22 protein-coding genes and 9 tRNA genes are annotated in these 20,477 nt (G+C 43.4%); 20 read left to right on the forward strand and 11 right to left on the reverse strand.

Annotated features, from left to right (window positions below; translation table 11 throughout):
- Window positions 1–142: 142 nt before the first annotated feature.
- The 11 genes from CSHOW_RS03525 to CSHOW_RS03575 all read right to left on the reverse strand — a co-directional run bounded on the left by CSHOW_RS03525 (window position 143) and on the right by CSHOW_RS03575 (window position 3,420).
- Window positions 143–217, reverse strand: a tRNA-Glu gene (locus tag CSHOW_RS03525).
- A 20-nt stretch (window positions 218–237) separates the two neighbouring features.
- Window positions 238–313, reverse strand: a tRNA-Lys gene (locus tag CSHOW_RS03530).
- A 3-nt stretch (window positions 314–316) separates the two neighbouring features.
- Window positions 317–393, reverse strand: a tRNA-Asp gene (locus CSHOW_RS03535).
- A gap of 8 nt (window positions 394–401) precedes the next feature.
- Window positions 402–477 (reverse strand) — tRNA-Val (locus CSHOW_RS03540).
- A gap of 19 nt (window positions 478–496) precedes the next feature.
- Window positions 497–572 (reverse strand) — tRNA-Lys (locus tag CSHOW_RS03545).
- Between the two features lie 3 nt (window positions 573–575).
- Window positions 576–652, reverse strand: a tRNA-Asp gene (locus tag CSHOW_RS03550).
- Window positions 653–659: 7 nt separating this feature from the next.
- A tRNA-Val gene (locus CSHOW_RS03555) sits at window positions 660–735 on the reverse strand.
- Window positions 736–750: 15 nt separating this feature from the next.
- Window positions 751–826: transfer RNA gene (locus tag CSHOW_RS03560), tRNA-Glu, on the reverse strand.
- A 12-nt stretch (window positions 827–838) separates the two neighbouring features.
- Window positions 839–914 (reverse strand) — tRNA-Lys (locus CSHOW_RS03565).
- A 210-nt stretch (window positions 915–1,124) separates the two neighbouring features.
- A complete protein-coding gene (glnA, locus tag CSHOW_RS03570) occupies window positions 1,125–2,555 on the reverse strand; it encodes a type I glutamate--ammonia ligase (RefSeq protein WP_002946283.1) in 1,431 nt (476 codons plus the stop codon).
- Between the two features lie 85 nt (window positions 2,556–2,640).
- The gene (locus tag CSHOW_RS03575) at window positions 2,641–3,420 is read right to left on the reverse strand and encodes a histidinol-phosphatase (RefSeq protein WP_002946284.1); all 780 of its coding nucleotides are present in this window, start codon (window positions 3,418–3,420) and stop codon (window positions 2,641–2,643) included.
- A gap of 126 nt (window positions 3,421–3,546) precedes the next feature.
- On the opposite strand from CSHOW_RS03575, the gene CSHOW_RS03580 reads away from it, so the two are divergent.
- The 20 genes from CSHOW_RS03580 (at window position 3,547) to CSHOW_RS03675 (ending at window position 20,458) form a co-directional block, all read left to right on the forward strand.
- The gene (locus CSHOW_RS03580) at window positions 3,547–4,275 is read left to right on the forward strand and encodes a hypothetical protein (RefSeq protein ID WP_002946287.1); all 729 of its coding nucleotides are present in this window, start codon (window positions 3,547–3,549) and stop codon (window positions 4,273–4,275) included.
- The gene (locus tag CSHOW_RS03585; protein ID WP_002946290.1) at window positions 4,275–5,534 is read left to right on the forward strand and encodes a peptidase U32 family protein; all 1,260 of its coding nucleotides are present in this window, start codon (window positions 4,275–4,277) and stop codon (window positions 5,532–5,534) included. Before CSHOW_RS03580 ends, CSHOW_RS03585 begins: the two co-directional genes overlap by 1 nt.
- Window positions 5,531–6,028, forward strand: coding sequence for a 5-(carboxyamino)imidazole ribonucleotide mutase (purE, locus tag CSHOW_RS03590; RefSeq protein WP_002946291.1), 498 nt, complete (start codon window positions 5,531–5,533; stop codon window positions 6,026–6,028). Before CSHOW_RS03585 ends, purE begins: the two co-directional genes overlap by 4 nt.
- A 10-nt stretch (window positions 6,029–6,038) precedes the next feature.
- A complete protein-coding gene (locus tag CSHOW_RS03595; RefSeq protein ID WP_002946292.1) occupies window positions 6,039–6,512 on the forward strand; it encodes a DUF3972 domain-containing protein in 474 nt (157 codons plus the stop codon).
- A gap of 2 nt (window positions 6,513–6,514) precedes the next feature.
- Entirely contained in the window at window positions 6,515–6,931 is a 417-nt protein-coding gene (locus CSHOW_RS03600; protein ID WP_002946294.1) for a GyrI-like domain-containing protein, read from the forward strand.
- Window positions 6,932–6,937: 6 nt separating this feature from the next.
- On the forward strand, window positions 6,938–8,476 hold the full coding sequence (locus tag CSHOW_RS03605; RefSeq protein WP_002946296.1) for an AbgT family transporter: 1,539 nt from the start codon (window positions 6,938–6,940) through the stop codon (window positions 8,474–8,476).
- A 19-nt stretch (window positions 8,477–8,495) separates the two neighbouring features.
- Complete coding sequence (gene glyQ, locus CSHOW_RS03610; protein ID WP_002946299.1) at window positions 8,496–9,380, forward strand: glycine--tRNA ligase subunit alpha; 885 nt, start codon at window positions 8,496–8,498, stop codon at window positions 9,378–9,380.
- A gap of 6 nt (window positions 9,381–9,386) precedes the next feature.
- Window positions 9,387–10,124 (forward strand): Nif3-like dinuclear metal center hexameric protein, encoded by a 738-nt coding sequence (locus CSHOW_RS03615; protein ID WP_002946302.1) that lies wholly within the window; start codon window positions 9,387–9,389, stop codon window positions 10,122–10,124.
- Between the two features lie 9 nt (window positions 10,125–10,133).
- A complete protein-coding gene (locus CSHOW_RS03620) occupies window positions 10,134–10,844 on the forward strand; it encodes a zinc ribbon domain-containing protein (RefSeq protein WP_002946305.1) in 711 nt (236 codons plus the stop codon).
- Between the two features lie 9 nt (window positions 10,845–10,853).
- Window positions 10,854–11,993 (forward strand): lipid IV(A) 3-deoxy-D-manno-octulosonic acid transferase, encoded by a 1,140-nt coding sequence (gene waaA / locus CSHOW_RS03625; RefSeq protein WP_039895013.1) that lies wholly within the window; start codon window positions 10,854–10,856, stop codon window positions 11,991–11,993.
- Window positions 11,990–12,748 (forward strand): pseudouridine synthase family protein, encoded by a 759-nt coding sequence (locus CSHOW_RS03630; protein ID WP_002946313.1) that lies wholly within the window; start codon window positions 11,990–11,992, stop codon window positions 12,746–12,748. The genes waaA and CSHOW_RS03630 overlap by 4 nt, the downstream gene beginning before the upstream one ends.
- A gap of 66 nt (window positions 12,749–12,814) precedes the next feature.
- On the forward strand, window positions 12,815–14,155 hold the full coding sequence (gene ffh / locus CSHOW_RS03635; protein WP_002946315.1) for a signal recognition particle protein: 1,341 nt from the start codon (window positions 12,815–12,817) through the stop codon (window positions 14,153–14,155).
- Window positions 14,156–14,222: 67 nt separating this feature from the next.
- Window positions 14,223–14,453 (forward strand): 30S ribosomal protein S16, encoded by a 231-nt coding sequence (rpsP, locus tag CSHOW_RS03640; protein WP_002946317.1) that lies wholly within the window; start codon window positions 14,223–14,225, stop codon window positions 14,451–14,453.
- A gap of 6 nt (window positions 14,454–14,459) precedes the next feature.
- Window positions 14,460–14,702 carry a KH domain-containing protein gene (locus CSHOW_RS03645; protein WP_002946320.1) on the forward strand — a complete coding sequence of 81 codons (243 nt, stop codon included), beginning with the start codon at window positions 14,460–14,462 and terminating at the stop codon, window positions 14,700–14,702.
- Window positions 14,695–15,222: a ribosome maturation factor RimM gene (gene rimM / locus CSHOW_RS03650; RefSeq protein ID WP_039895017.1), complete on the forward strand. Its 528-nt coding sequence runs from the start codon at window positions 14,695–14,697 to the stop codon at window positions 15,220–15,222. The genes CSHOW_RS03645 and rimM overlap by 8 nt, the downstream gene beginning before the upstream one ends.
- Window positions 15,222–15,926, forward strand: coding sequence for a tRNA (guanosine(37)-N1)-methyltransferase TrmD (gene trmD, locus CSHOW_RS03655; protein WP_002946328.1), 705 nt, complete (start codon window positions 15,222–15,224; stop codon window positions 15,924–15,926). Before rimM ends, trmD begins: the two co-directional genes overlap by 1 nt.
- Window positions 15,923–16,279, forward strand: a complete 357-nt coding sequence (gene rplS / locus CSHOW_RS03660) for a 50S ribosomal protein L19 (protein WP_002946329.1) — start codon at window positions 15,923–15,925, stop codon at window positions 16,277–16,279. The genes trmD and rplS overlap by 4 nt, the downstream gene beginning before the upstream one ends.
- Window positions 16,280–16,420: 141 nt before the next feature.
- On the forward strand, window positions 16,421–16,753 hold the full coding sequence (locus CSHOW_RS03665; protein WP_002946330.1) for a cupin domain-containing protein: 333 nt from the start codon (window positions 16,421–16,423) through the stop codon (window positions 16,751–16,753).
- A gap of 870 nt (window positions 16,754–17,623) precedes the next feature.
- Window positions 17,624–19,024: an aspartate ammonia-lyase gene (locus CSHOW_RS03670; protein WP_002946332.1), complete on the forward strand. Its 1,401-nt coding sequence runs from the start codon at window positions 17,624–17,626 to the stop codon at window positions 19,022–19,024.
- A gap of 90 nt (window positions 19,025–19,114) precedes the next feature.
- On the forward strand, window positions 19,115–20,458 hold the full coding sequence (locus CSHOW_RS03675; protein ID WP_002946333.1) for an anaerobic C4-dicarboxylate transporter: 1,344 nt from the start codon (window positions 19,115–19,117) through the stop codon (window positions 20,456–20,458).
- The last annotated feature ends 19 nt before the right edge of the window (window positions 20,459–20,477 follow it).

The following is a 20,477-nucleotide window of genomic DNA, read 5'->3' on the forward strand; positions in this document are numbered from 1 at the left end:
TGGTTTTTTGTAAAAACCATAGGTATGCTAGTGAGAACTTGTGTTGTAATTAAGAAAAATCTTACTATTAGAAAATTTAAGTTTTAAAGTAAATTTGAGCAAAGTAATTTAAAAGCAAAGATGTAAATTTAAAAAAGTGGATTGGTGACCCTTACGAGAATCGAACTCGTGTTACCAACGTGAGAGGCTGGTGTCCTAACCGCTAGACGAAAGGGCCAACAATGATAAAATAAATCGTGGTGCCCCGTGTAGGGCTCGAACCTACGACCCCATCATTAAGAGTGATATGCTCTACCAACTGAGCTAACGAGGCAAATGGCGCAGCGGACGGGGCTCGAACCCGCGACCTCCGCCGTGACAGGGCGGCATTCTAACCATCTGAACTACCGCTGCACCTAAAATGGTGGTCGCTATAAGACTCGAACTTATGACATCCACCTTGTAAGGGTGGCGCTCTACCAACTGAGCTAAGCGACCCAAATTTAACAAAAATAAATGGTGTCCTGTGCTGGACTCGAACCAGCGACCCCTTCATTAAAAGTGAAATGCTCTACCGACTGAGCTAACAAGACAAATGGCGCAGCGGACGGGGCTCGAACCCGCGACCTCCGCCGTGACAGGGCGGCATTCTAACCATCTGAACTACCGCTGCACCTAAATGGTGGTCGCTATAAGACTCGAACTTATGACATCCACCTTGTAAGGGTGGCGCTCTACCAACTGAGCTAAGCGACCAAAAAGACTAAATCGTGGCGACCCTTAAAGGATTTGAACCTCTGTTGCTACACTGAGAGAGTAGAGTCCTGGGCCACTAGACGAAAGGGTCTATGTAAAAAAATGGTGTCCTGTGCTGGACTCGAACCAGCGACCCCTTCATTAAAAGTGAAATGCTCTACCGACTGAGCTAACAAGACAATTTTTAAAAAACGAAACGTGATTATATATAAAAAAGGCTGATTTGTCAAGACAAAAAGCCGCTGTTTTTCAAATTTAGCCTCAAATTTGATTTATTTTGACAAATTTTGCATTCGTCAAAAACGCATAAAAAGTCAAATTTGGCCCAAATTTAAAAAGGTCAAATTTGACTGAAAAAAACTAAAAAGGGATTTTATAGTCCCTTAAATTTAGCAAGAAAAGCAAGTCTTAAACTCATACGGAGTAGGGCGTGCTTCGTACGGCCATACTTGACTCTCAAATTTATAATGCTGATACGCGTTTATAAACGTCGGAGTCATGATTGGACGCAAATATTCGTTGTCGCGAATCAGCGCCTCTAGGCTGCCCCTCAACGTATGAGGAAGCTGCTCGATACCGCGTTCGCGGATCTCATCAAGCGTAAGTTTAAATAAATTTTCGTCCATCGGACCGACCGGCTCCATCTTGTGTTTTACGCCGTCAAGTCCCGCCATCAGCATCGCTGAAAAGGCTAAATACGGGTTTGCAGTTCCGTCAGGGAAACGCATCTCGGCGCGGACTGATTTTTCTCCGGAGCCGTACGGGATACGGATCGAGGCGGAGCGATTTTGGCTAGAATACGTTAGGATTGACGGAGCTTCAAAGCCCGGTATTAGGCGTTTATAGCTGTTTGTGCTCGGGTTTGTAAACGCCGCGACGCTCCTTGCGTGTTTTAGGATTCCGCCGATGTACCAACGTGCAAAATCGCTTAAATTTGCGTATTTTCCCTCGCCGTAAAATAAATTTTTGCCGTCTTTCCACACCGACTGATGCACGTGCATGCCGCTACCGTTGTCGCCGTAGAGCGGTTTTGGCATAAACGTCGCCGTTTTTCCGTTTAGGTGAGCGACCATTTTGACGACGTATTTGTAAATTTGCACGTTGTCGGCGGCCTCGAGAAGCGTACCAAATTTAACGCCCAGCTCGCCTTGTCCTTGCGCGACCTCGTGGTGTCCTAGCATGACTTCAAGGCCAACTTGCTCTAAAACCTGCATCATCTCGGCACGCAGATCGACCATGCTATCGGTCGGTTGTGTCATCAGATAGCCGCCTTTTCTTCTTGGGCGATGGCCGGTGTTGTAGCTGTCTTTAAAGTCTCTAGCGTCGTTCCACTCGCCCTCTTCGCTGTCCACTTCAAACATTGCGCAGTTTGGGCTGTCTACTATTTTTACGTTATCAAATATAAAAAACTCATTTTCCGGCCCAAAATACGCCACGTCGCCCATGCCACTCTCTTTTACGTAAGCCATAGCTTTTTTGGCTATCGAGCGCGGGCATTTTTCGTAAATTTGACCCTTGTAAATGTCGTAAATATCGGCAAAAACCACGACCGTAACGTCGGCGGTAAAAGGATCTAAAAAGGCGCTGGTCGCCTCAGGACACATCAGCATGTCGCTTCTTTCGATCGGTTGCCACCCTCCTAGCGAGCTCGCATCCATCGGTATTCCGTTTACGAAGTGATCTTTTTCTACGAATTTTATGTTATAAGATATGCTGTGCCAAGCGCCGTTCATATCGGTAAATCTAAAATCCACGAATTTAACCTCGTGTTCTTTGCAAAAATCAAAAAAATGATCGACGCTTTTTACAAATTTTCCCATTTTTCGCTCCTGTGTTTATTGATTTCGTAATTTTATCATAAAATTTTACTTTTAAGATTAATTTAAATAATTTTTTCTACCCGATCTAAAATTTTACAAATTCTCTGTCGCGGTTTTTAAATACTGCACACTTGCTAAAGCCCAAATTTCTAGCGATTTGCTCGCATTTTTCGCCGTTTAGACCGACTTGATCTTTTGCGTGCGCGTCCGAGCCAAACGTAATAGGTATGTCTTTTTCGGCGATCATTTCTAGTAAATTTACGCTGGGATACTGCTCACCGATCGGTTTTCTAAAACCGGCTGCATTTATCTCGACCGTCAAATTTGCCTTTTTTATAGCGTTGATCGCATCTTTGGCAAGGAGTCTAACGTCGGTTTTTGGCATAAATTTAAATACTTTTAGCAAATCCAAATGCCCGACGATGTCAAATTTGCCCGACTTTGCCATTTTCTCGATACAGTAAAAATAATCCCGCCAAATTTGATCTATGTCGCGTTTTTCGTATTCGCCGATAAATTCGGGATTGTCAAAGCCCCAACCGCCTAAAAAATGCACCGAACCGATTAGGTAATCAACCTTGCGCGCTAAAACCCGCTCGTCCATAAAGCCCTCTAAAAAATCGACTTCGTAGCCAAGCAAAATTTTGATCCGGCCGTCAAATTCGTCTCTAAGGCGCAAAATCTCGCTCTCGTAAGACTCCATCTGCGAAAACTCCATGCGGTACGCTTCGTCAAATTTCATTGGCGCGTGATCGCTAAAACCAAAATACTCGCAGCCAGAATTTATCGCGCTTAAAACATACTGCCTAGGCTCATCTACGGCATGTTTGCAAAGCGGCGTGTGGTTGTGTAGATCGACTCTCATTTTTGTCCTTAAATATTTTGCAAATGCTACCTAAAATTTAATAAATTTAAGGATAAAGTTTGGGTTTTTAAACTTATATTTCGTTAATTTTCTATATAATCAGCCCAAATTTAAATAGGAGTTTTTATGACGCAAGAAGAACTTGACGCCTTGATGGCGGGCGATCTGGATGACGTCGTCGCTGCAGACGAGAGCGACGCGCAAGCTAGCGGAGATGAAAATTTAGACCTAAATGCTGCCGACAAAGAAGTAGCGGAGCGCAAAGATGATGACGTTAAATTTGACGGCGACTATAGAGCATCCTCAAACATATCGTGGCCTCCGCCGCCTCCAACCGATGATCACAAGATGGTTCATCAGCTAGACGACGTCACAAAGGACAGCGAGGAAAAAGCCACGCAGATGTTTGATAAACTTGACGCGATCAATAACTTCTCTATGGACGCCGAAAGCGGGCTTGGCGAGATTATTAGCGGCATAGAGGCTAATATCGAAATTTTTACCAAACTACACGAAAAATTCCCAAATATCGCCGCTTTTTCCGAGGCGCTAGAGAAAAATAACGCACTAAAAAGCTCTGCAGAAACGACGCTAGATAACGTCAGGATGGCCGAGGACGAGATAATGATGGCTATGGATATGATGCAGTATCAAGACATCCACCGACAAAAGATCGAGCGCGTTATCAACGTCATGCGTGCGCTTAGCAAGTATATGAGCAGTCTGTTTGAGGGCAAGATCGACGACGAGAAGCGCGTAGCCTCAGCCGTACATATCGCGGGCGATACGCACACCGAAAACCTCGTCAGCAACGACGACATCGAAGCTCTGATAGAAAGTTTGGGCAAAAAATAGTGCTAAAGCCCGAGCTTTTATCTCCCGCAGGGAATTTAACCAAGCTAAAAATAGCTCTAGAATACGGTGCGGACGCGGTTTACGCTTCTGTTGCGAGCTTTTCTCTTCGCACTCGTTCGGCGCGCGAATTTAACCTTGAAATATTTAAAGAAGCTATCGAGTACACGCACGCAAAGGGCAAGAAATTTTACGCGACGGTAAACGCGTTTCCTTTTAATTCTCAAATCGAGCCGCTAAAACGCCACTTGCAAACGATTTCTGCAATGAAGCCGGATGCCTTTATCATCGCGACTCCCGGCGTCATGAGCCTGGCAAAAGAGATAGCCCCAGACATCGAGATCCACCTCTCGACGCAGGCAAACGTCATGAATGCGCTGGATGCCAAAATCTACCACGAAATGGGCGCAAAACGTATCGTCGTAGCACGCGAAATGAGCCTAAAAGACGTCGTGAAGATAAAAGAGCAAATCCCGACGCTCGATATCGAAATTTTCGTGCACGGCTCGATGTGCTTTGCTTACTCGGGGCGTTGTTTGGTTAGCGCGGTTCAAAGCGGCCGCCAATCAAACCGCGGCAGCTGCGCCAACGACTGCAGGTTTAAATACGAACTCTACGCCAAAAACCCCGAGAGCGGGACGCTGTTTCGTCTCGAGGAGGATGAAGGCGGCACGCACGTGATGAACTCGAAGGATTTAAATTTATCCGCACACATCAAAGACATCATCGAAAGCGGTGCGGTCGATAGCCTAAAAATCGAAGGCCGTACGAAAAGCGAATACTATGCAGCCTGTGCGACTAGAGCCTACCGCATGGCCGTAGATGACGCAGCGGCCGGCAAATTTGACGCGCAAATTTACGCCGGCGAGCTAAATACGCTAAAAAATCGCGGTTTTACCGACGGCTACCTGGTAAATCGCCCGTTTGAAAAGGCTGATACGCAAAATCACGCTAGCAGCCTAGAGGAGGGCACCCATCAGGTAAACGCTATGACTTTAGACGGCGAGTTTTTTAAATGCAAATATAAAATTTTTCCTGGCAACGAGTACGAGATCGTAGCTCCACTGGGCGCCCAGATAGATGAGTGCGAGAACGAAATATCTCAAATTTTCGCTCGTGACGGCAAGAAATTTATCAAATTTAAAAAGCTCGTAACCAAAAAAGGCAAGGAAATAGCAGAAATCCACAGCGGCAACGAAAACGAAGTAAATTTGGGCGCGAAGTTGCCTAAATTTAGCTTTTTAAGAGAGGAAATAAAATGAAATTTGTTTCAATTATAATGGGAAGCAAGAGCGACTACGACGTGGTTAGCGAGGCGGCGAAAACGCTTGAGAAATTTAACGTTCCTTACGAGCTGATTATTAGCTCCGCACATAGAAGTCCGAAGCGAACTAGCGAATACGTCGCTGCAGCCGAGGAAAAAGGCGCGCAGGTCTTTATAGCAGCTGCCGGCATGGCGGCGCATTTAGCGGGCGCTATCGCGGCAAACACCACTCGCCCGGTGATCGGCATACCGATGGCAGGCTCCGCGCTTAGCGGCGTGGATGCGCTTTATTCGACCGTGCAGATGCCCGGCGGCATGCCCGTGGGTACAGTCGCTATCGGTAAGGCCGGCGCAGTAAATGCAGCCTATCTGGCAATGCAAATTTTGGCTCTAAACGACCAAAATCTAGACGAAATGCTAAAAGCCGACCGAGCGACGAAAGCCAAGCAGGTAGAAGAGGACTCGGCGAAGGTGGAAGTTTTACTCGCCTAAAGGAGCAAAGATGCAGACATACTTAAGCATAGACGAATTTTGCAAGCTCGTGCACCTAGAGCGCGAGGTGATCGAGGGGATGATAAACCGCGGCGTGCTAAATACGAAAGAAGAAGGAGGCGAAATCCTCATAGAAGCTAGCCAAGGCACGATGAGCGTGGTGCCTAGCGTCGTGGCCGTACCTGCGCCCCAGATCGGCGCGGATGGCTTTAGCTTCGTGGAAAAGACGATCGGCACGATATTAAATTTACACGAAAAGGTGCTCGACGCTAAAGACGAGACGCTAGAGACCCTGCGCAACGAAAATAAATTTTTAAAAGAGGCGCTAATCTCGATGCAAGAGCTTTACGACGAGGATAGAAAAACGGTCGAGACGCTCACGAAGCAGCTAAAAAATTCGCAAGACGAAGTCGAGTTTTTAAAACGAAAATACAAACTTATGTGGAACAAAGCGGTTGAAAATTTCAAAGGCGACAAGGAGTAGTCGTGGAAATTTTAGCGGTAGATGGTTTTAAAATTTGCGGACTAAAAACTCGCACCAAAAATGCCGATGAGATAAACGGCGACGGTAAAATCTCAGCCTTGTGGGCTAAATTTACAAAAGAATTTTATGACGGTAAAAGTGAAATTTACGGCGTTTATTGTAGTTACGAAAACGGCGTAAACGGGCTTTATGATTTATTTATCGGTACGAAGTCGCTTTGCTGCGGCGGTGAAATTTTAGAGATAAAAAGCGGTAAATACGCCGTTTTTAGCTTTCCATGTGAGCCGCATAACGTAGCGAAATTTTGGGGAGAAATTTGGAAATATTTTGAAGGCTCAAAGCTAAAAAGAGCCTACGAAACGGACTTTGAGCTTTACGGTAGCGACGGTATAAGAATTTATATCTCGGTTTTAGATTAGGACAAAATGGACAACAAAAATAGCGGATCGATCTTAAGCTTTATCGAAAAATTCGGCAACAAGCTGCCTAATCCCACCATGCTTTTCGTCTATCTTTCGGTTATTACGATTTTGCTGTCGTTTGTGCTAGAGAGGCTTGGCGTCGGAGTTAGCTATCAGGCTATCAAAGACGGTCAGATCTCGCAACTAAGCGCAAACGTCGTAAATTTGCTCTCAGCTGATAGTATCAGGACCTTTGTTTCGTCCGTGCTTAAAAACTTCACCGGTTTTTATCCGCTTGGCGTGGTTTTTGCGATCATTTTAGGTATCGGCGTGGCGGACAAGGCCGGGCTTTTATCGGCGCTGGTTAAAAAAATCGCTCTAAAATCGTCTAAAAAATGGGTAACTCCTATCGTGATCTTTTTGGGCGTAATGTCAAATGTCGCCTCCTCAGTCGGCTACGTCGTACTGATACCGCTCGGGGCTATTTTGTTTGCGGGCTTTGGACGCCATCCTATCGCGGGGCTGGCGGCGGCTTTTGCGGGCGTTAGCGGTGGCTGGTCGGCAAATCTGCTAATCGGCACGAACGATCCGATGTTTGCGGCGTTTTCTACGCAGGCAGCTAGCGTGCTAAATCCCGACTATGTCGTTTTGGCTACGGCAAATTGGTACTTTATGATAGCTTCTACCTTTTTGATCGTGATCGTGGGCTCTTTCGTGACCGATAGGGTCGTCGAGCCTAGGCTGGGTAAATTTAGCTTTGAGGGCGTGTTAAATTTGGGCGAGCGCGACCAGATCAGCGCGGAGCAAAAACGCGGGCTAAAATTTGCACTCATCGCGACGGTTGTTTTCGAGGTCCTTTTGTTGGCGGCGCTTTTACCGTCAAATTCGCTCTTTGGTGCAAAAGAGGGCGAGAGCTTTACGAAGTCCGTTTTCATGCACTCTATCATCATTTTTATGATGCTATTTTTTATAGTAGCGGGCGCAGCATACGGCGCAGGAGCCGGGACGATAAAAAACAGCGGCGACGCGGTCAAATTTATGGAGCAAGCCGTCGCCGAGCTATCGGGATTTTTAGTTTTGATATTTTTTGCGGCTCAGTTTACATATCTCTTTAACGCCTCAAACATCGGGCTGGTGCTATCGATAAAAGGCTCGGTTTTCTTAAAAGATATCGGCTTAACAGGGCTTAGCCTCATTATCGTTTTTATAGTCGTGATTGCATTTATAAATTTATTTATCGCCGTGGATTCGGCCAAATGGGCCATGATGGCGCCTATTTTCGTGCCGATGTTTATGAATCTAGGCCTCTCGCCCGAGCTAACGCAGGCTGCGTTTAGGATAGGCGACTCGACGACAAATATTATCACGCCTTTAATGCCGTTTTTCGTGCTGATAGTGGCGTTTATGCAGCGCTACGACAAGGGGCTGAAAATCGGCTCGGTAGTCTCGATCATGCTGCCTTATACGGTCGCATTTTTACTCTCGTGGGCGGCGCTGATGTCGGTTTGGTATGCTTTTGACCTACCTTTGGGGCCGGGCACGGTTATACATTATCTAAAATAAATTTTAAAAAGGAAGAAAAATGACGTTTTCAGAGATTATTTTGACGTTACAAAACTACTGGCGCGAGCAGGGTTGCGTGATACTGCAACCATACGATATGCCTGCGGGTGCTGGCACCTATCATCAGGCGACATTTTTAAGGAGCCTCGGACCAAAGCCGTGGGCGACTGCCTACGTAGCCCCGTCTCGCCGTCCGACCGATGGTAGATACGGCGAAAACCCAAACCGCCTAGGCGCTTATTATCAGTTTCAGGTGCTCATTAAACCGAGCCCCGAAAATATACAGGAGCTTTATCTAAAAAGCCTCGAAAAGCTCGGGTTAAATTTGAAAAATCATGACATTCGCTTCGTCGAGGATAACTGGGAGAGCCCGACGCTGGGCGCTTGGGGGCTAGGCTGGGAGGTCTGGCTAGACGGCATGGAGGTGACGCAGTTTACGTATTTTCAGCAAGTAGGCGGCATCGCATGCGAGCTGGTTTCTGCCGAGATCACCTACGGCCTCGAGCGCTTAGCTATGTATCTACAAGACGTAAATAGTGTCTACGACATCGTTTGGGACGATAGGGGCGGCAACATCGTTACCTACGCCGACGTGCATAAGCAGGGTGAATTTGAGTGGAGCAAATATAACTTTGAAATCGCCGATGTAGATATGCTGTTTCGCCAGTTTGAAAATGCATTCGGCGAGTGTAAACGCTGCTTGGAGGCTAAAATTTCGCTACCGGCGTATGATTATTGCATGCTTGCAGCGCATACGTTTAACGTCCTTGACGCGCGCGGAGCGATCAGTGTAACGCAAAGACAAGACTACATCCTAAAAATCCGCGAGCTAGCCAAAGAGTGCGCGCTGACGTATAAAGCTAGTATCGACGCTGCCGCCCAAAACGACGCGAAGGGCGAATAAAATTTGATGAAAATCGGCGAAATTTATAAAATTTTAGACGAGATTAGCCCGTTTGCGAGTCAAGAGGAGTGGGATAACAGCGGACTGCTCGTGGGCTCGTTTGAGACGGATGTGGAGCGCGTTTACCTTAGCCTTGACGTCGATGACAAGCTTTTAGACGAGGTGCAGCCAAACTCGCTCATCATCGCGCATCATCCGCTGATTTTTAAGGGGCTAAAGTCGTTAAATTTTGACACATATCCAAGTAGCCTAATCGCAAAAATGATGGCTAAAAATTTAAGTTTAATCGCTATGCATACGAACTATGATCTAAGCCATCTAAATGAGTACGTGCTAAGCGAAATTTTGGGCTTTACGCCAAAGGAGCGCGATGGATTCGTACTTTATGCGGACGTAAATTTGAGCTTTGACGAGCTTTGCGAGAGGGTAAAAACAAAGCTAAATTTGAGCCATTTAAGGGTTTGTAAGGGGCGAAAATTTGATCATAATGCGCCTATAAAATGCCTTGCATTTTGTACGGGAAGTGGCGGTGATTTGATTGATATCGTTAAAGCGGACCTGTTTTTAACCGGGGATCTGAAGTACCATCAAGCCATGAGCGCCGTGCAAAATAATCTTACTATGCTAGACATCGGACACTTTGAGAGTGAGCGGTATTTTGGGGAGTCGCTTGCAAAATATTTGCAAATTTTGCCGATTCCTACTATAATATCCAACTCAAAAAACCCGTTTTCATACAGTTAAAGGAAAAAGATGAATAAATATTTAGAACAGCTAGTCGAGCTTTCAAGCATCGATAAAGACATCGACGATTTTACTCCGCGCCTTGAGAAAGTTCAAAGCGTTTTAAAAGCGACTAAAGACGAGCAGGCGGTAATTTTAGCACAGATCGAGGATGCGACCACGAGCGTGACCGAGCTAAAAAATCAAAAATCTCAAACCAACGCGCACATAGCCGAATTTAGCGCGAAAATAAAAGACGTCGCCAAAAAAAGCGGCGCTGCAAAAACAGAAAAAGAGATAAAGGCGCTTCAGCTAGAAGACGAGCTAGCTAAAGAGCAGCTAGAAGCCGCAAACGAAGAGGTCGAAAGACTAGAAAAAATCATAGATAGCAAAAATGCGCTTAAAAGCGAGCTTGAGGCGAAGGCCGCGGAGCTTGGCGAAAATTTGACAAAAATCGAGAGTGAAATCTCGGCCGAAGTCAGCGCTATCGAGCAGCAAAGAGATGAAATATACGCTAAGAAAAATAAGCTAGTGGGCGAGATGAATCAAAAAATCTTGACATTTTACGAGAAGATCCGCAAATGGGCGCACAACACCGCCGTCGTGCCGGTCAAAAAGCAGGCCTGCTACGGTTGCTTTATGCAGATAAACGACAAGACTTATTCTGCCGTCATCAAGGGCGAAGACATCGTGACCTGCCCTCATTGCGGCCGAATTTTATACAAAGAAGCGGCGAACTAGCCTTTAAATTTGATAATAATTTATTACGTTTTAGTCCTCGCGGCGTTTGCCCTGGGGGCTTTACCGCTTGCGATTTTAGCTTTTAAGAAAAAGTACAGAGCCTCAATCCCCGCTAGATTTTTTTTGTTTAAAAATCCCAAATTTGACGCCTCGCGCGTGCATTTTCACGCGTGCAGTTTTGGCGAGGTGCGTTCTATCGCGCCGCTAGTTAGCAAATTTAAAGACGCGGCCGCAGTCTCTGTCGTAACCAAAACCGGTTTTGACGAGGCAAAAAAAATCACGCCAAATACGCGCTTTTTGCCGTTTGAGATATTTTTACCGTTTTGGCTAAAACACGCTAAAATAACGATTATTTTTGAAGCCGAGCTTTGGCTGGGACTTGTTTTTTGGGCTAAATTTAAGGGCTCGCGCGTCATTTTGATAAACGCTAGGATCTCTGATAGGAGCTACAAAAGTTATCTCAAATTTGACTTTTTTTACAGGTATTTGTTTAAATTTATAGATAAAATTTACGCCCAAAGCGATCTGGATAAACAGCGTCTACAGCGGCTCGGCGCTAAAAATATCGTCGTTAGCGGTAATATAAAATCAGCTTTTTTGCCAAACCCGAGTAAAATTTACGCCAAACCAAAAGAGCGCGTGATCGTGCTGGCTAGCACTCATGCAGGGGAAGAGGAGCTGATTTTGCGTGATTTAAATTTGAGCGCAAACGACAAGCTGATTTTAGTTCCCCGTCATCCTGAGAGATTTGGCGAAGCTGGCGAGATTTTGGCTAAATTTGCCGCTAAAAGTGGACTAAGTTTTGCTAAATTTAGCGAAGCTAAAAACTTTGACGCGCAGTGCGTGCTGGTCGATGCGATGGGCGAGCTGGTAAATATTTATAAATTTAGCGACGTCGTAGTGCTTGGTGGCAGCTTCGTACCAAACGTCGGCGGACACAATCCGATAGAGGCGGCGCAGTTTGAAAACGCGGTGATAAGCGGGGAGTTAATATTTAATCAAAAAGCCCTGTATAGTGCGGTTGACGGCATAAAATTTGCAAAAGCGGACGAGATAAATTTGCTTTTAAAGCAAAATTTACCAAGGGCAAAAATAGTCGCCAAAGGCGATGCGAGCGAGATTTTAAAAGATATTGAGGAAAATTTATGAAAGAAGAAAAAGCCTATAAACTGCTGGCGATCCAGGAGGGCATCTCAAACAACGAGGCAAAGGAGCTGATCGACGCAGGCTTAGTTAGCGCCAAAGGACAGAGGATCGCCGTGGCGCGCGCGATGATGAGTGCGGCGACTAAATTTAACGTGCAAAAGCTACCACGTCCAAGCGTGATTTTTGAGGATGAAAACCTGATCGCGGTTGATAAACCGGCATTTTTAACGTCGGAAAAAGTGAGCGAAATTTATAAATTTCCGCTACTTCACAGGCTTGATAAGGAAACTAGCGGAGTGCTTTTGCTTGTGAAAAATGAGGAATTTCAAAAAAAAGCGATCGAGGAGTTTAAAAACTGCCGCGTAAAAAAAGAGTACGTCGCGGCAGTAAAAAGTATCGTGAGCGAGGAATTTAGCATAAACGAACCAATAATCACGCTAAAAAACAGGGGCGGCGCGTTTTCTAAAATCTCGCCAAACGGTAAAGAGGCCTTTTCGCACGTAATTCCAGTGATGGTCGCAGGCAAAAAAAGTCTCGTAAAAGTCGAAATAAAAACTGGTAGAACGCACCAGATCAGAGTGCATCTAAATCACGCTGGATATGGGATCGTGGGGGATGAAAAATACGCTAAAAATAAAGCCGCAAGAATGTATCTGCACGCCTATAAAATCGAGCTTTTAGGATATAAATTTAGGTCAAATTTGAGCAGTGATTTTAATAGGCTAGGTTTTGAAATTTCAAGAAATTTTGAGATTTAAAGAGCGATAAAGCTTAAATTTAATAAAATACGCGCTTTAGCTATAAATGTAAATAAAAGGTAGAATGTGTTTGAACAAATCAGCGAGTCGTTTCGTTTAGCCGTTAGTAAAATTCGTTTCGTAGACGATGAAAAAGCGCTAAATAACGCGCTTGACGTGCTTAAAAAAGCACTGCTAAAAGCCGATGTTCATCACAAAGTTACCAAAGAGTTGCTAGCTCTCATCGAGGCTGACCTAAAACAAAGCGGGATAGGCCAAAAGCAGTTTTTAGACGCTATAAAGTCAAATTTGACGAAGGTTTTAACTACTCCGGGCAATCAAGGTTTTGTCTTTGCGCCCGTGGCTCCTACGATTGTCCTTATGGCGGGATTGCAAGGTAGCGGAAAAACCACTACGACGATAAAGCTAGCAAATTATCTAAAGCTTAGAAAGAAAAAAGTTTTAGTTGCGGCGTGCGATTTGCAGCGCTTGGCGGCCGTCGAGCAGCTTCGTCAGCTTTGCGAAGCAAACGAGATAGAGCTTTTTAGCATAGAAAACGAAACTGATCCGCTAAACGTAGCCAAACAAGCGCTAGCTAAGGCAAAAAGCGGGCTTTACGACGTGCTTTTGGTTGATACGGCGGGACGCCTAGCGATAGATGAAGCTTTGATGAAGCAGATAAAAGACATCAATTCAGCGCTTGAACCGCATGAAATTTTCTACGTAGCAGACGCCATGAGCGGACAAGACGGCGTAAAAACGGCAAGCACGTTTAATGATGCGTTAAAAATAAGCGGAGTGGTGCTAAGTAAATTTGACTCGGACAGCAAAGGTGGCGTGGCTATCGGTATAGCAAAGCAGCTAAATATACCGCTTAGATTCGTAGGTATCGGCGAAAAAGTCGGGGATATGGAGAGTTTTATTCCTGAGCGTATCGTGAGCCGCATAATGGGCGAGGGCGACTTGGCGACATTGGTTGAGAAAACGAGCGCCGTAATAGACGAACAAGAAGCAAAAAGAATAAACAAAAAGATCAAAAAAGGACAGTTTAACTTTAACGACTTTTTGTCACAAATGGAAAGCGTCAAAAAGCTTGGAAATATGAAAAGTCTAATCGGTATGATACCAGGGCTCTCAAGCGTGGCAAATCAGATAAAAGACATAGACCTTGATAACTCAAAGGAAATTTTGCATATCAAAGCTATGATAAATTCGATGACGCAAAAAGAGCGCGAAAATCCGGACCTGCTAAACAATAGCCGAAAAAGGCGTTTGGCTGCTGGATCTGGACTATCTCAAGTAGAGGTAAATCGCTTTTTGAAGCAGTTTGAAAACGCATCAAAAATAGCAAAGAGATTTTCAGGCAAAGAAGGCCTAAAAGGGCTTGGAAATTTACTAAACCAAGCTAAAAACGCTCGCCCTAACTAAAGGGCTTAAATTTGGCTACGAGCGTGGCTAAATTTAAGCCTATTTAAAAAACAGAAGGAGAAATATAATGGCAACAGTAGTAAGACTAACGAGGATGGGACGCAAGAAAAAACCTTTTTATCGTATAGTCGTAACAGATAGCAGAAAAAGAAGAGACGGCGGCTGGATAGAGTCGATCGGTTACTACAACCCGATGGTTGAGCCTGAGGTGGTCAAATTTGACGCTGAGCGTTTGGCTTATTGGAAGGGCGTTGGTGCGAAACTTAGCGGTAGGGTTGCAAAAATAACTAGCAAATAATTAAAAATGGTAGAAAATTTTTTACTTGAATATGCTAAGCTCATCGCCGATTTTCCAGATAAAGTGAAACTCGAGCGAGTCGAGCTTGGCGAAAATTTTGCCGAGCTGATAATTTACGCCGATAAAGTCGATACTGGTAAACTTATTGGCAAAGACGGCAGAATGATAAACGCGATAAAGACTGTAATCGTAGGCTATAAAGCCAAAGATGCGACGTCATACCGCGTTACGGTAAAGCCTCTTGAATGAACTTATAGAAGTCGCATTGCTTGGCAAAACGGTAGGATTAAAGGGATTTGTCAAGCTTCATAATAAAGGCGACTTTCCTAACCAGTTTAAAAAAAATGCTACATTTTGTGATAAAGACGGTAAAGAACTTGTCGTAAAAAGCTACAATCACGCAAACGATACGATCTCTTTTTACGGTTTTGAAGATATAGACAGCGCAAAAACTCTCACAAATAAAACAATCTACACTACAAAAGAAGAAACTAGAAAAAACTGCAAACTAAAAAAGGGTGAATTTTTCTATTTTGATGTCATCGGTTGCGAAATTTACGAAAATAATCAAAGGCTGGGTGAAGTAGAGGATATAGACGAGGTTGGGGCGAATCATCTTTTTTTGGTAAAAACAGATGAAAATTTGATTTCCAAAGGGTTGGAAAAAAGTTTTTACATTCCGTATATCGACGTTTATATAGAAAAAGTAGATGTAGAAAATAAAAAAATTTACACCAAAAACGCTATCTTGATTTTGGAAAATTCCTAATGAAATTTACCTTTGTTACGCTTTTTGAAAGCCTTGTACGGCCTTATTTTGAAGATAGTATTTTAGGTCGCGCCAAAAAAGAGAAGCTTATTTCGGTTGATTTTTTAAATCCTCGTAATTTTAGCGTAGATAAGCATAAAAAGGTAGATGACTATATGGTTGGAGGCGGCGCAGGGTTACTCATGACGTGTCAGCCTATTGATGATACTTTAAAATTTTTACTAAAAAATAAGCCAAACCCCCATACTATTTTTCTTGTACCCGCCGGGAAAAAATTTACTCAAAACGACGCTAGACGTTTGGCAAAAAAAGAGCATATTTGCTTAGTTTGCGGTAGATATGAGGGTATAGACGAGCGTATAATTGAAAAATATGCAGATGAAATTTTTTGTATTGGCGACTTTGTGATGACGGGTGGCGAGCTGGGGGCGCTTTGTATTTCTGATGCGATTTCTCGCAATATAGTCGGCGTTTTAGGAAACAATGAAAGTCTTGAAGTTGAGAGTTTTGAAGGAAATTTACTTGAGGCTCCGTCTTTTACAAAACCCAGTGATTACAAAGGTTCTGGTGTGGTTTCAGCGTTTTTAAAGGGAGACCATGCTAAAATCAGAGCTTTGAAAAATAATATGGCGTTCTTAAAAACTAGGTTTTTTCGTCCGGATTTATACCGAAAATTTGAGCCGCCGACTAAGGAAAAAATATGAGAAACAAGTATATAGAGGCGTTTGAGCAAGCTCAAATAGCCCAAAAGTCTGTGCCTGATTTTCGTGCTGGAGATACTTTGCGTATAGCTATCCGCATCAAAGAGGGCGATAAAACGAGAATTCAAAATTTTGAAGGTATCTGCATAGCAAGACGCGGAAGCGGAACTGGCGAAACATTTATCATCAGAAAAATTGGCGCAAACAGCGTAGGCGTAGAAAGAATTTTCCCTATCTATAGCGAAAGCCTAGAGAGCATAACTGTTCTAAGACAAGGTCGCGTTCGCCGTGCTAAGCTATTTTATCTGCGCGATAGACGTGGTAAAGCCGCTCGCATTAAAGAGCTTAAAAAATAATTTTACTCCTTGCAAAAGTCTAGTTTTAGGCTTTTGCTGCTATCTCTTTTCTTAAATTTCAAAAATCGCTTAATTAAAATCAACACTTTTATTTAAAATTATAGTTACAATACCGTGACTATTTTATAATAAAGGTTGTAAATGGAAAAAATCGTATGGCAAAATGACGTATTTAACGGCGTTACTATAGCTAAGCTTTTTGATGGGCCGCACAGCAAGGAAATACGCATAAATTTAGAAAAAGGCGCTCAAATGAAGGAGCATAAGGCACCTGGTGCTATCATGGTGCAGGTTCTAAGCGGCAAGGTAGATTTTAGCGTTGGTAACGAAAATGTTATCTTGGGTGCGCTTGATATGATTACACTAGAGCCAAACGTCATGCATGCTTTGACTGCTTTGGAAAATAGCATAGTAAGGCTTAGCTTAAGTAAAAATGATGACGTAAGTAGGGTTTTTAGAGTTTTAAAATCCTAGTGCTTGATTTTTATGCATACTAGAATATCAGGTTGGGAATAAAATTTATCGATAAATTTGTACTTTTAGAATGATCGCAGCGGTGCTGCATAGATTTATATTCTTATAAAATACAACCACAAAAATGTATTAAGACGAGTGGCTCCACAAATTTGCTTTTGGAGTTGCCTTTCATTCAAATTTGACTACACTTCTGCTATTGTGGAAAGCATTTTAATGCAGACAAGTAAGCCCTAAATATGGGTGGCAAGATTGATTGCATTATTTCTATGCAAGCCCTTTAGTATGTAAAACCATGCTGTATCTATTTAAACCAATGAGTCTTTAAATTTTATAAAATTTAAGTGATAGTGTATATTTGAAAGAATTGCATTAAATTGGCTAGAAATTTTGAAACATAGCCAAAATGAAAAACGGTACACAAAAACAAGACAAATTAAATTTTATACTAAAGATTTTATAAATTTAAAAAAACTATTTTTATGCCTTGACAAAAATCAAATTTTACAACTGTCAATATATTCAAAAATCAAAATTTAAACCAACGACCCTCTTAAAGAAAAATTAATATAACATTTTAAGCTTAAGCTCTGTTTTAATTTCAGAATAATAAAATAAAAAAGTTAATACTTTAAAATTTAGAAACATTATCTAATTTATTTGGTGCTTATATTTAAAAAATATATAATATTGAAAAGCAAAAAATATTGCGTTATTTACGCTATTTTAAAGATAAATTAAGCTATCATAAATAGATAAAAATAACAAAATAGTAATAAAAAAATAAATAGAAAATTAAACTTTTAATTTAAATATCAGTTTAATTGCGCTATAGTTTCACTATTCAATTTCATCACAAGGAGTACCATTATGGGAACCAGAAGAGAACACGACTTCATAGGTGAGCTAGAGATAGCTGATGATGTATATTACGGCGTGCAAACATTTAGGGCGCTTGAGAATTTCCATATGAGCGGACGACAGCTCAAAGACTATCCGTATTTTGTAAAAGCATTCGCCCAAATCAAAAAAGCCGCAGCTCTAGCAAACAAAGAGGTTGGCGTTCTAGATGCGCAAAAAGCCGACGCAATCGCAAAAGCGTGCGACGAGATAATTGCGGGTAAATATTTAGATCAATTCGTAGTAGACATGATTCAAGGCGGTGCCGGCACTAGCACCAATATGAACTCGAACGAAGTTATCACAAACATCGCGCTCGAGAGCCTAGGACACAAAAAAGGCGAGTATCAGTACCTGCATCCAAACGACCACACAAACCTCGGTCAAAGCACCAATGACTCTTACCCAAGCTCAATTAAAGTCGCTGCTTATGCGAAATTAACCGACCTTCTAAAGGCTATGGAGCTGCTAAAAAGCGAGCTAGAGGCTAAAGCAAAAGACTTCAAAGATATCATCAAAATGGGTAGAACCGAGCTAGAGGATGCCGTTCCTACTACTCTTGGCAACACATTTAACGCATTTGCAAGCTATATCAAAAGCGATATCGAAAAAATCACCGCCGCAAGAGAGTCTATGGCTGTGCTAAATATGGGCGCAACTGCGATCGGTACAGGCATAAACTGCCATCCTGATTACAAAGCGGCCGTTCATAAAATTTTGAGCCAAATCACAGGCGTAAACTTTAAACCTGCCGATGATTTTATCGCGGCTACTCAAGACACTGCGGATTTTGTTCACGTTAGCGGCGCACTAAAAACTGCTGCCGTTCGCCTAAGCAAGATCGCAAACGACTTAAGACTAATGAACTCAGGCCCAAGATGCGGTCTTGGCGAGATAAATTTACCACAGATGCAGCCTGGTAGCTCTATCATGCCTGGTAAAGTAAATCCAGTCATCGCAGAGGTCGTAGGCGAGGCATGCTACGAGGTAATCGGCAACGACGTAACCATCATGCTTTGCAGCGAGAGAGGCGAATTTGAGCTAAACGCGTTTGAGCCGGGTATCGCTTACGCGCTATTTAACTCTATCTTTATCCTTGAAAACGCGATGAAAACCCTAGCCGAAAAAGCTATCAGAAAACTAACCGCAAACCCTGAGGCATGCCTAAAATCAGTGCTTGGCTCAGTCGGTATCGTAACTGCGTTTAACCCATACATCGGTTACGAAAAATCTGCAAGCATCGCTAAAGAAGCATTGCAAACAGGTAAAGCTGTAGGCGACATTTGCTTAGAGAGAGGATATTTGAAAAAAGAGGAGATAGACAAGATCCTAGAACCTAAAAATATGCTAAACCCTCACATGGGCAAATAACTGAGCAAAAGTCTTAAAGCGCCGAAGTCAAATTCGGCGCCTTTTAAATTTAGTAAGTGAAAAATAAAATTTAATACAAGGAGTTTTCCTATGGATATAATGCTGATTTTACAGATTATAGTCCTACTCGGAGGTATCTATCTAGGCGTTAGGCTAGGTGGTATGGGCGTAGGTTACGCCGGTGGTCTTGGCGTCGTTATTTTGGCGATGCTCGGCATGAAAGTGGATATGAAAGATATCCCGATGGACGTTATTTTAATCATCGCATCCGTTATTTCGGCCATCACTGCGATGCAAGTCGCGGGCGGACTTGATTATTTGGTCCAGGTCGCATCTAAAATTTTGCGCAAGAACCCAAAACAAATCAACTACCTAGCGCCTATCGTTACCTATCTGCTTACGATCCTAGCAGGTACCGGTCACACTGCGTTTTCTATGATCCCTGTTATCGTAGAGGTTGCTAAAACGCAAAACATCAAGCCTAGCGCGCCTCTTGCGCTCTCGGTCGTTTCATCTCAAGTAGCGATCACCGCTAGCCCTATATCTGCGGCTTTCGTTGCGATGACGGGCGTTTGCGAGCCTCTTGGCGCTAGCTATCCGATGCTACTTTTCATCTGCATATCTACTACTTTCGTAGCTATGATTATTACGGCCTTCATCGTAAATAAATTTTACGATCTTGACCTCTCAAAAGACCCTATCTATCAAGACAGACTTGCTAGAGGCGCGGTTGCAGAGATAAAAGAGGTAGAGTATCAAGCGCTAAAACCTTATGCAAAAAGATCGGTTGCAATATTTGCCGTCGGCGTTTTAGTCGTCGTTTGCTATGCGCTCGTTATTTCAAAGAGCCTTGGTATCGTGGAAAAACCTATCCTTTCTAGAGACGCTGCTATCATCAGCTTTATGCTTACTATCGGCTTCCTTATCGCTACGCTTTGTAAGGTCGACACTAGCAAATTGCTTTCAACCAGCACTTTCCAAAGCGGTATGAATGCGTGCATATGCGTCATCGGTATCGCATGGCTAGGCACTACTTTTGTTAACGGCCACATCGATAGCATCAAAGAGGTAGCTAAAAACGTCGTTACGCAGTATCCGTTTATATTAGCCGTCGCGCTATATTTCCTAAGCTGCTTGCTATACTCTCAAGCCGCAACCACTCGCGTTATGATGCCTGCAGTCGCTGCTGCGCTAGGTATGACTACGCCTGAAAACTCAGGTCAAATTTGGATCCTAGTAGCTTCATTTGCCGCTGTTTCAGGACTATTCGTACTTCCTACGTATCCTACGACTTTGGGCGCTATCGCTATGGACGATACCGGTACGACTAGAGTCGGTAAATTTGTATTTAACCACTCATTCTTCGTACCTGGCACCATCATGGTTGCTCTTTCGGTTGCGTTAGCATTCCTCATCGCTCCTGTTCTTCTCTAAGAATTTTGAGCCAAATTTA

It is taken from the genome of Campylobacter showae (genome assembly GCF_004803815.1).
Classification (GTDB): Bacteria; Campylobacterota; Campylobacteria; order Campylobacterales; family Campylobacteraceae; genus Campylobacter_A; species Campylobacter_A showae.

Bases quoted from the DNA above. Each gene is read 5' to 3' on its own strand.
- glnA (WP_002946283.1), bottom strand. From the start codon at position 2,555: ATGGGAAAATTTGTAAAAAGCGTCGATCATTTTTTTGATTTTTGCAAA.
- CSHOW_RS03575 (WP_002946284.1), bottom strand. From the start codon at position 3,420: ATGAGAGTCGATCTACACAACCACACGCCGCTTTGCAAACATGCCGTA.
- CSHOW_RS03580 (WP_002946287.1), top strand. From the start codon at position 3,547: ATGACGCAAGAAGAACTTGACGCCTTGATGGCGGGCGATCTGGATGAC.
- purE (WP_002946291.1), top strand. From the start codon at position 5,531: ATGAAATTTGTTTCAATTATAATGGGAAGCAAGAGCGACTACGACGTG.
- CSHOW_RS03595 (WP_002946292.1), top strand. From the start codon at position 6,039: ATGCAGACATACTTAAGCATAGACGAATTTTGCAAGCTCGTGCACCTA.
- CSHOW_RS03605 (WP_002946296.1), top strand. From the start codon at position 6,938: ATGGACAACAAAAATAGCGGATCGATCTTAAGCTTTATCGAAAAATTC.
- glyQ (WP_002946299.1), top strand. From the start codon at position 8,496: ATGACGTTTTCAGAGATTATTTTGACGTTACAAAACTACTGGCGCGAG.
- CSHOW_RS03615 (WP_002946302.1), top strand. From the start codon at position 9,387: ATGAAAATCGGCGAAATTTATAAAATTTTAGACGAGATTAGCCCGTTT.
- CSHOW_RS03620 (WP_002946305.1), top strand. From the start codon at position 10,134: ATGAATAAATATTTAGAACAGCTAGTCGAGCTTTCAAGCATCGATAAA.
- CSHOW_RS03630 (WP_002946313.1), top strand. From the start codon at position 11,990: ATGAAAGAAGAAAAAGCCTATAAACTGCTGGCGATCCAGGAGGGCATC.
- rpsP (WP_002946317.1), top strand. From the start codon at position 14,223: ATGGCAACAGTAGTAAGACTAACGAGGATGGGACGCAAGAAAAAACCT.
- CSHOW_RS03645 (WP_002946320.1), top strand. From the start codon at position 14,460: ATGGTAGAAAATTTTTTACTTGAATATGCTAAGCTCATCGCCGATTTT.
- trmD (WP_002946328.1), top strand. From the start codon at position 15,222: ATGAAATTTACCTTTGTTACGCTTTTTGAAAGCCTTGTACGGCCTTAT.
- rplS (WP_002946329.1), top strand. From the start codon at position 15,923: ATGAGAAACAAGTATATAGAGGCGTTTGAGCAAGCTCAAATAGCCCAA.
- CSHOW_RS03665 (WP_002946330.1), top strand. From the start codon at position 16,421: ATGGAAAAAATCGTATGGCAAAATGACGTATTTAACGGCGTTACTATA.
- CSHOW_RS03670 (WP_002946332.1), top strand. From the start codon at position 17,624: ATGGGAACCAGAAGAGAACACGACTTCATAGGTGAGCTAGAGATAGCT.
- CSHOW_RS03675 (WP_002946333.1), top strand. From the start codon at position 19,115: ATGGATATAATGCTGATTTTACAGATTATAGTCCTACTCGGAGGTATC.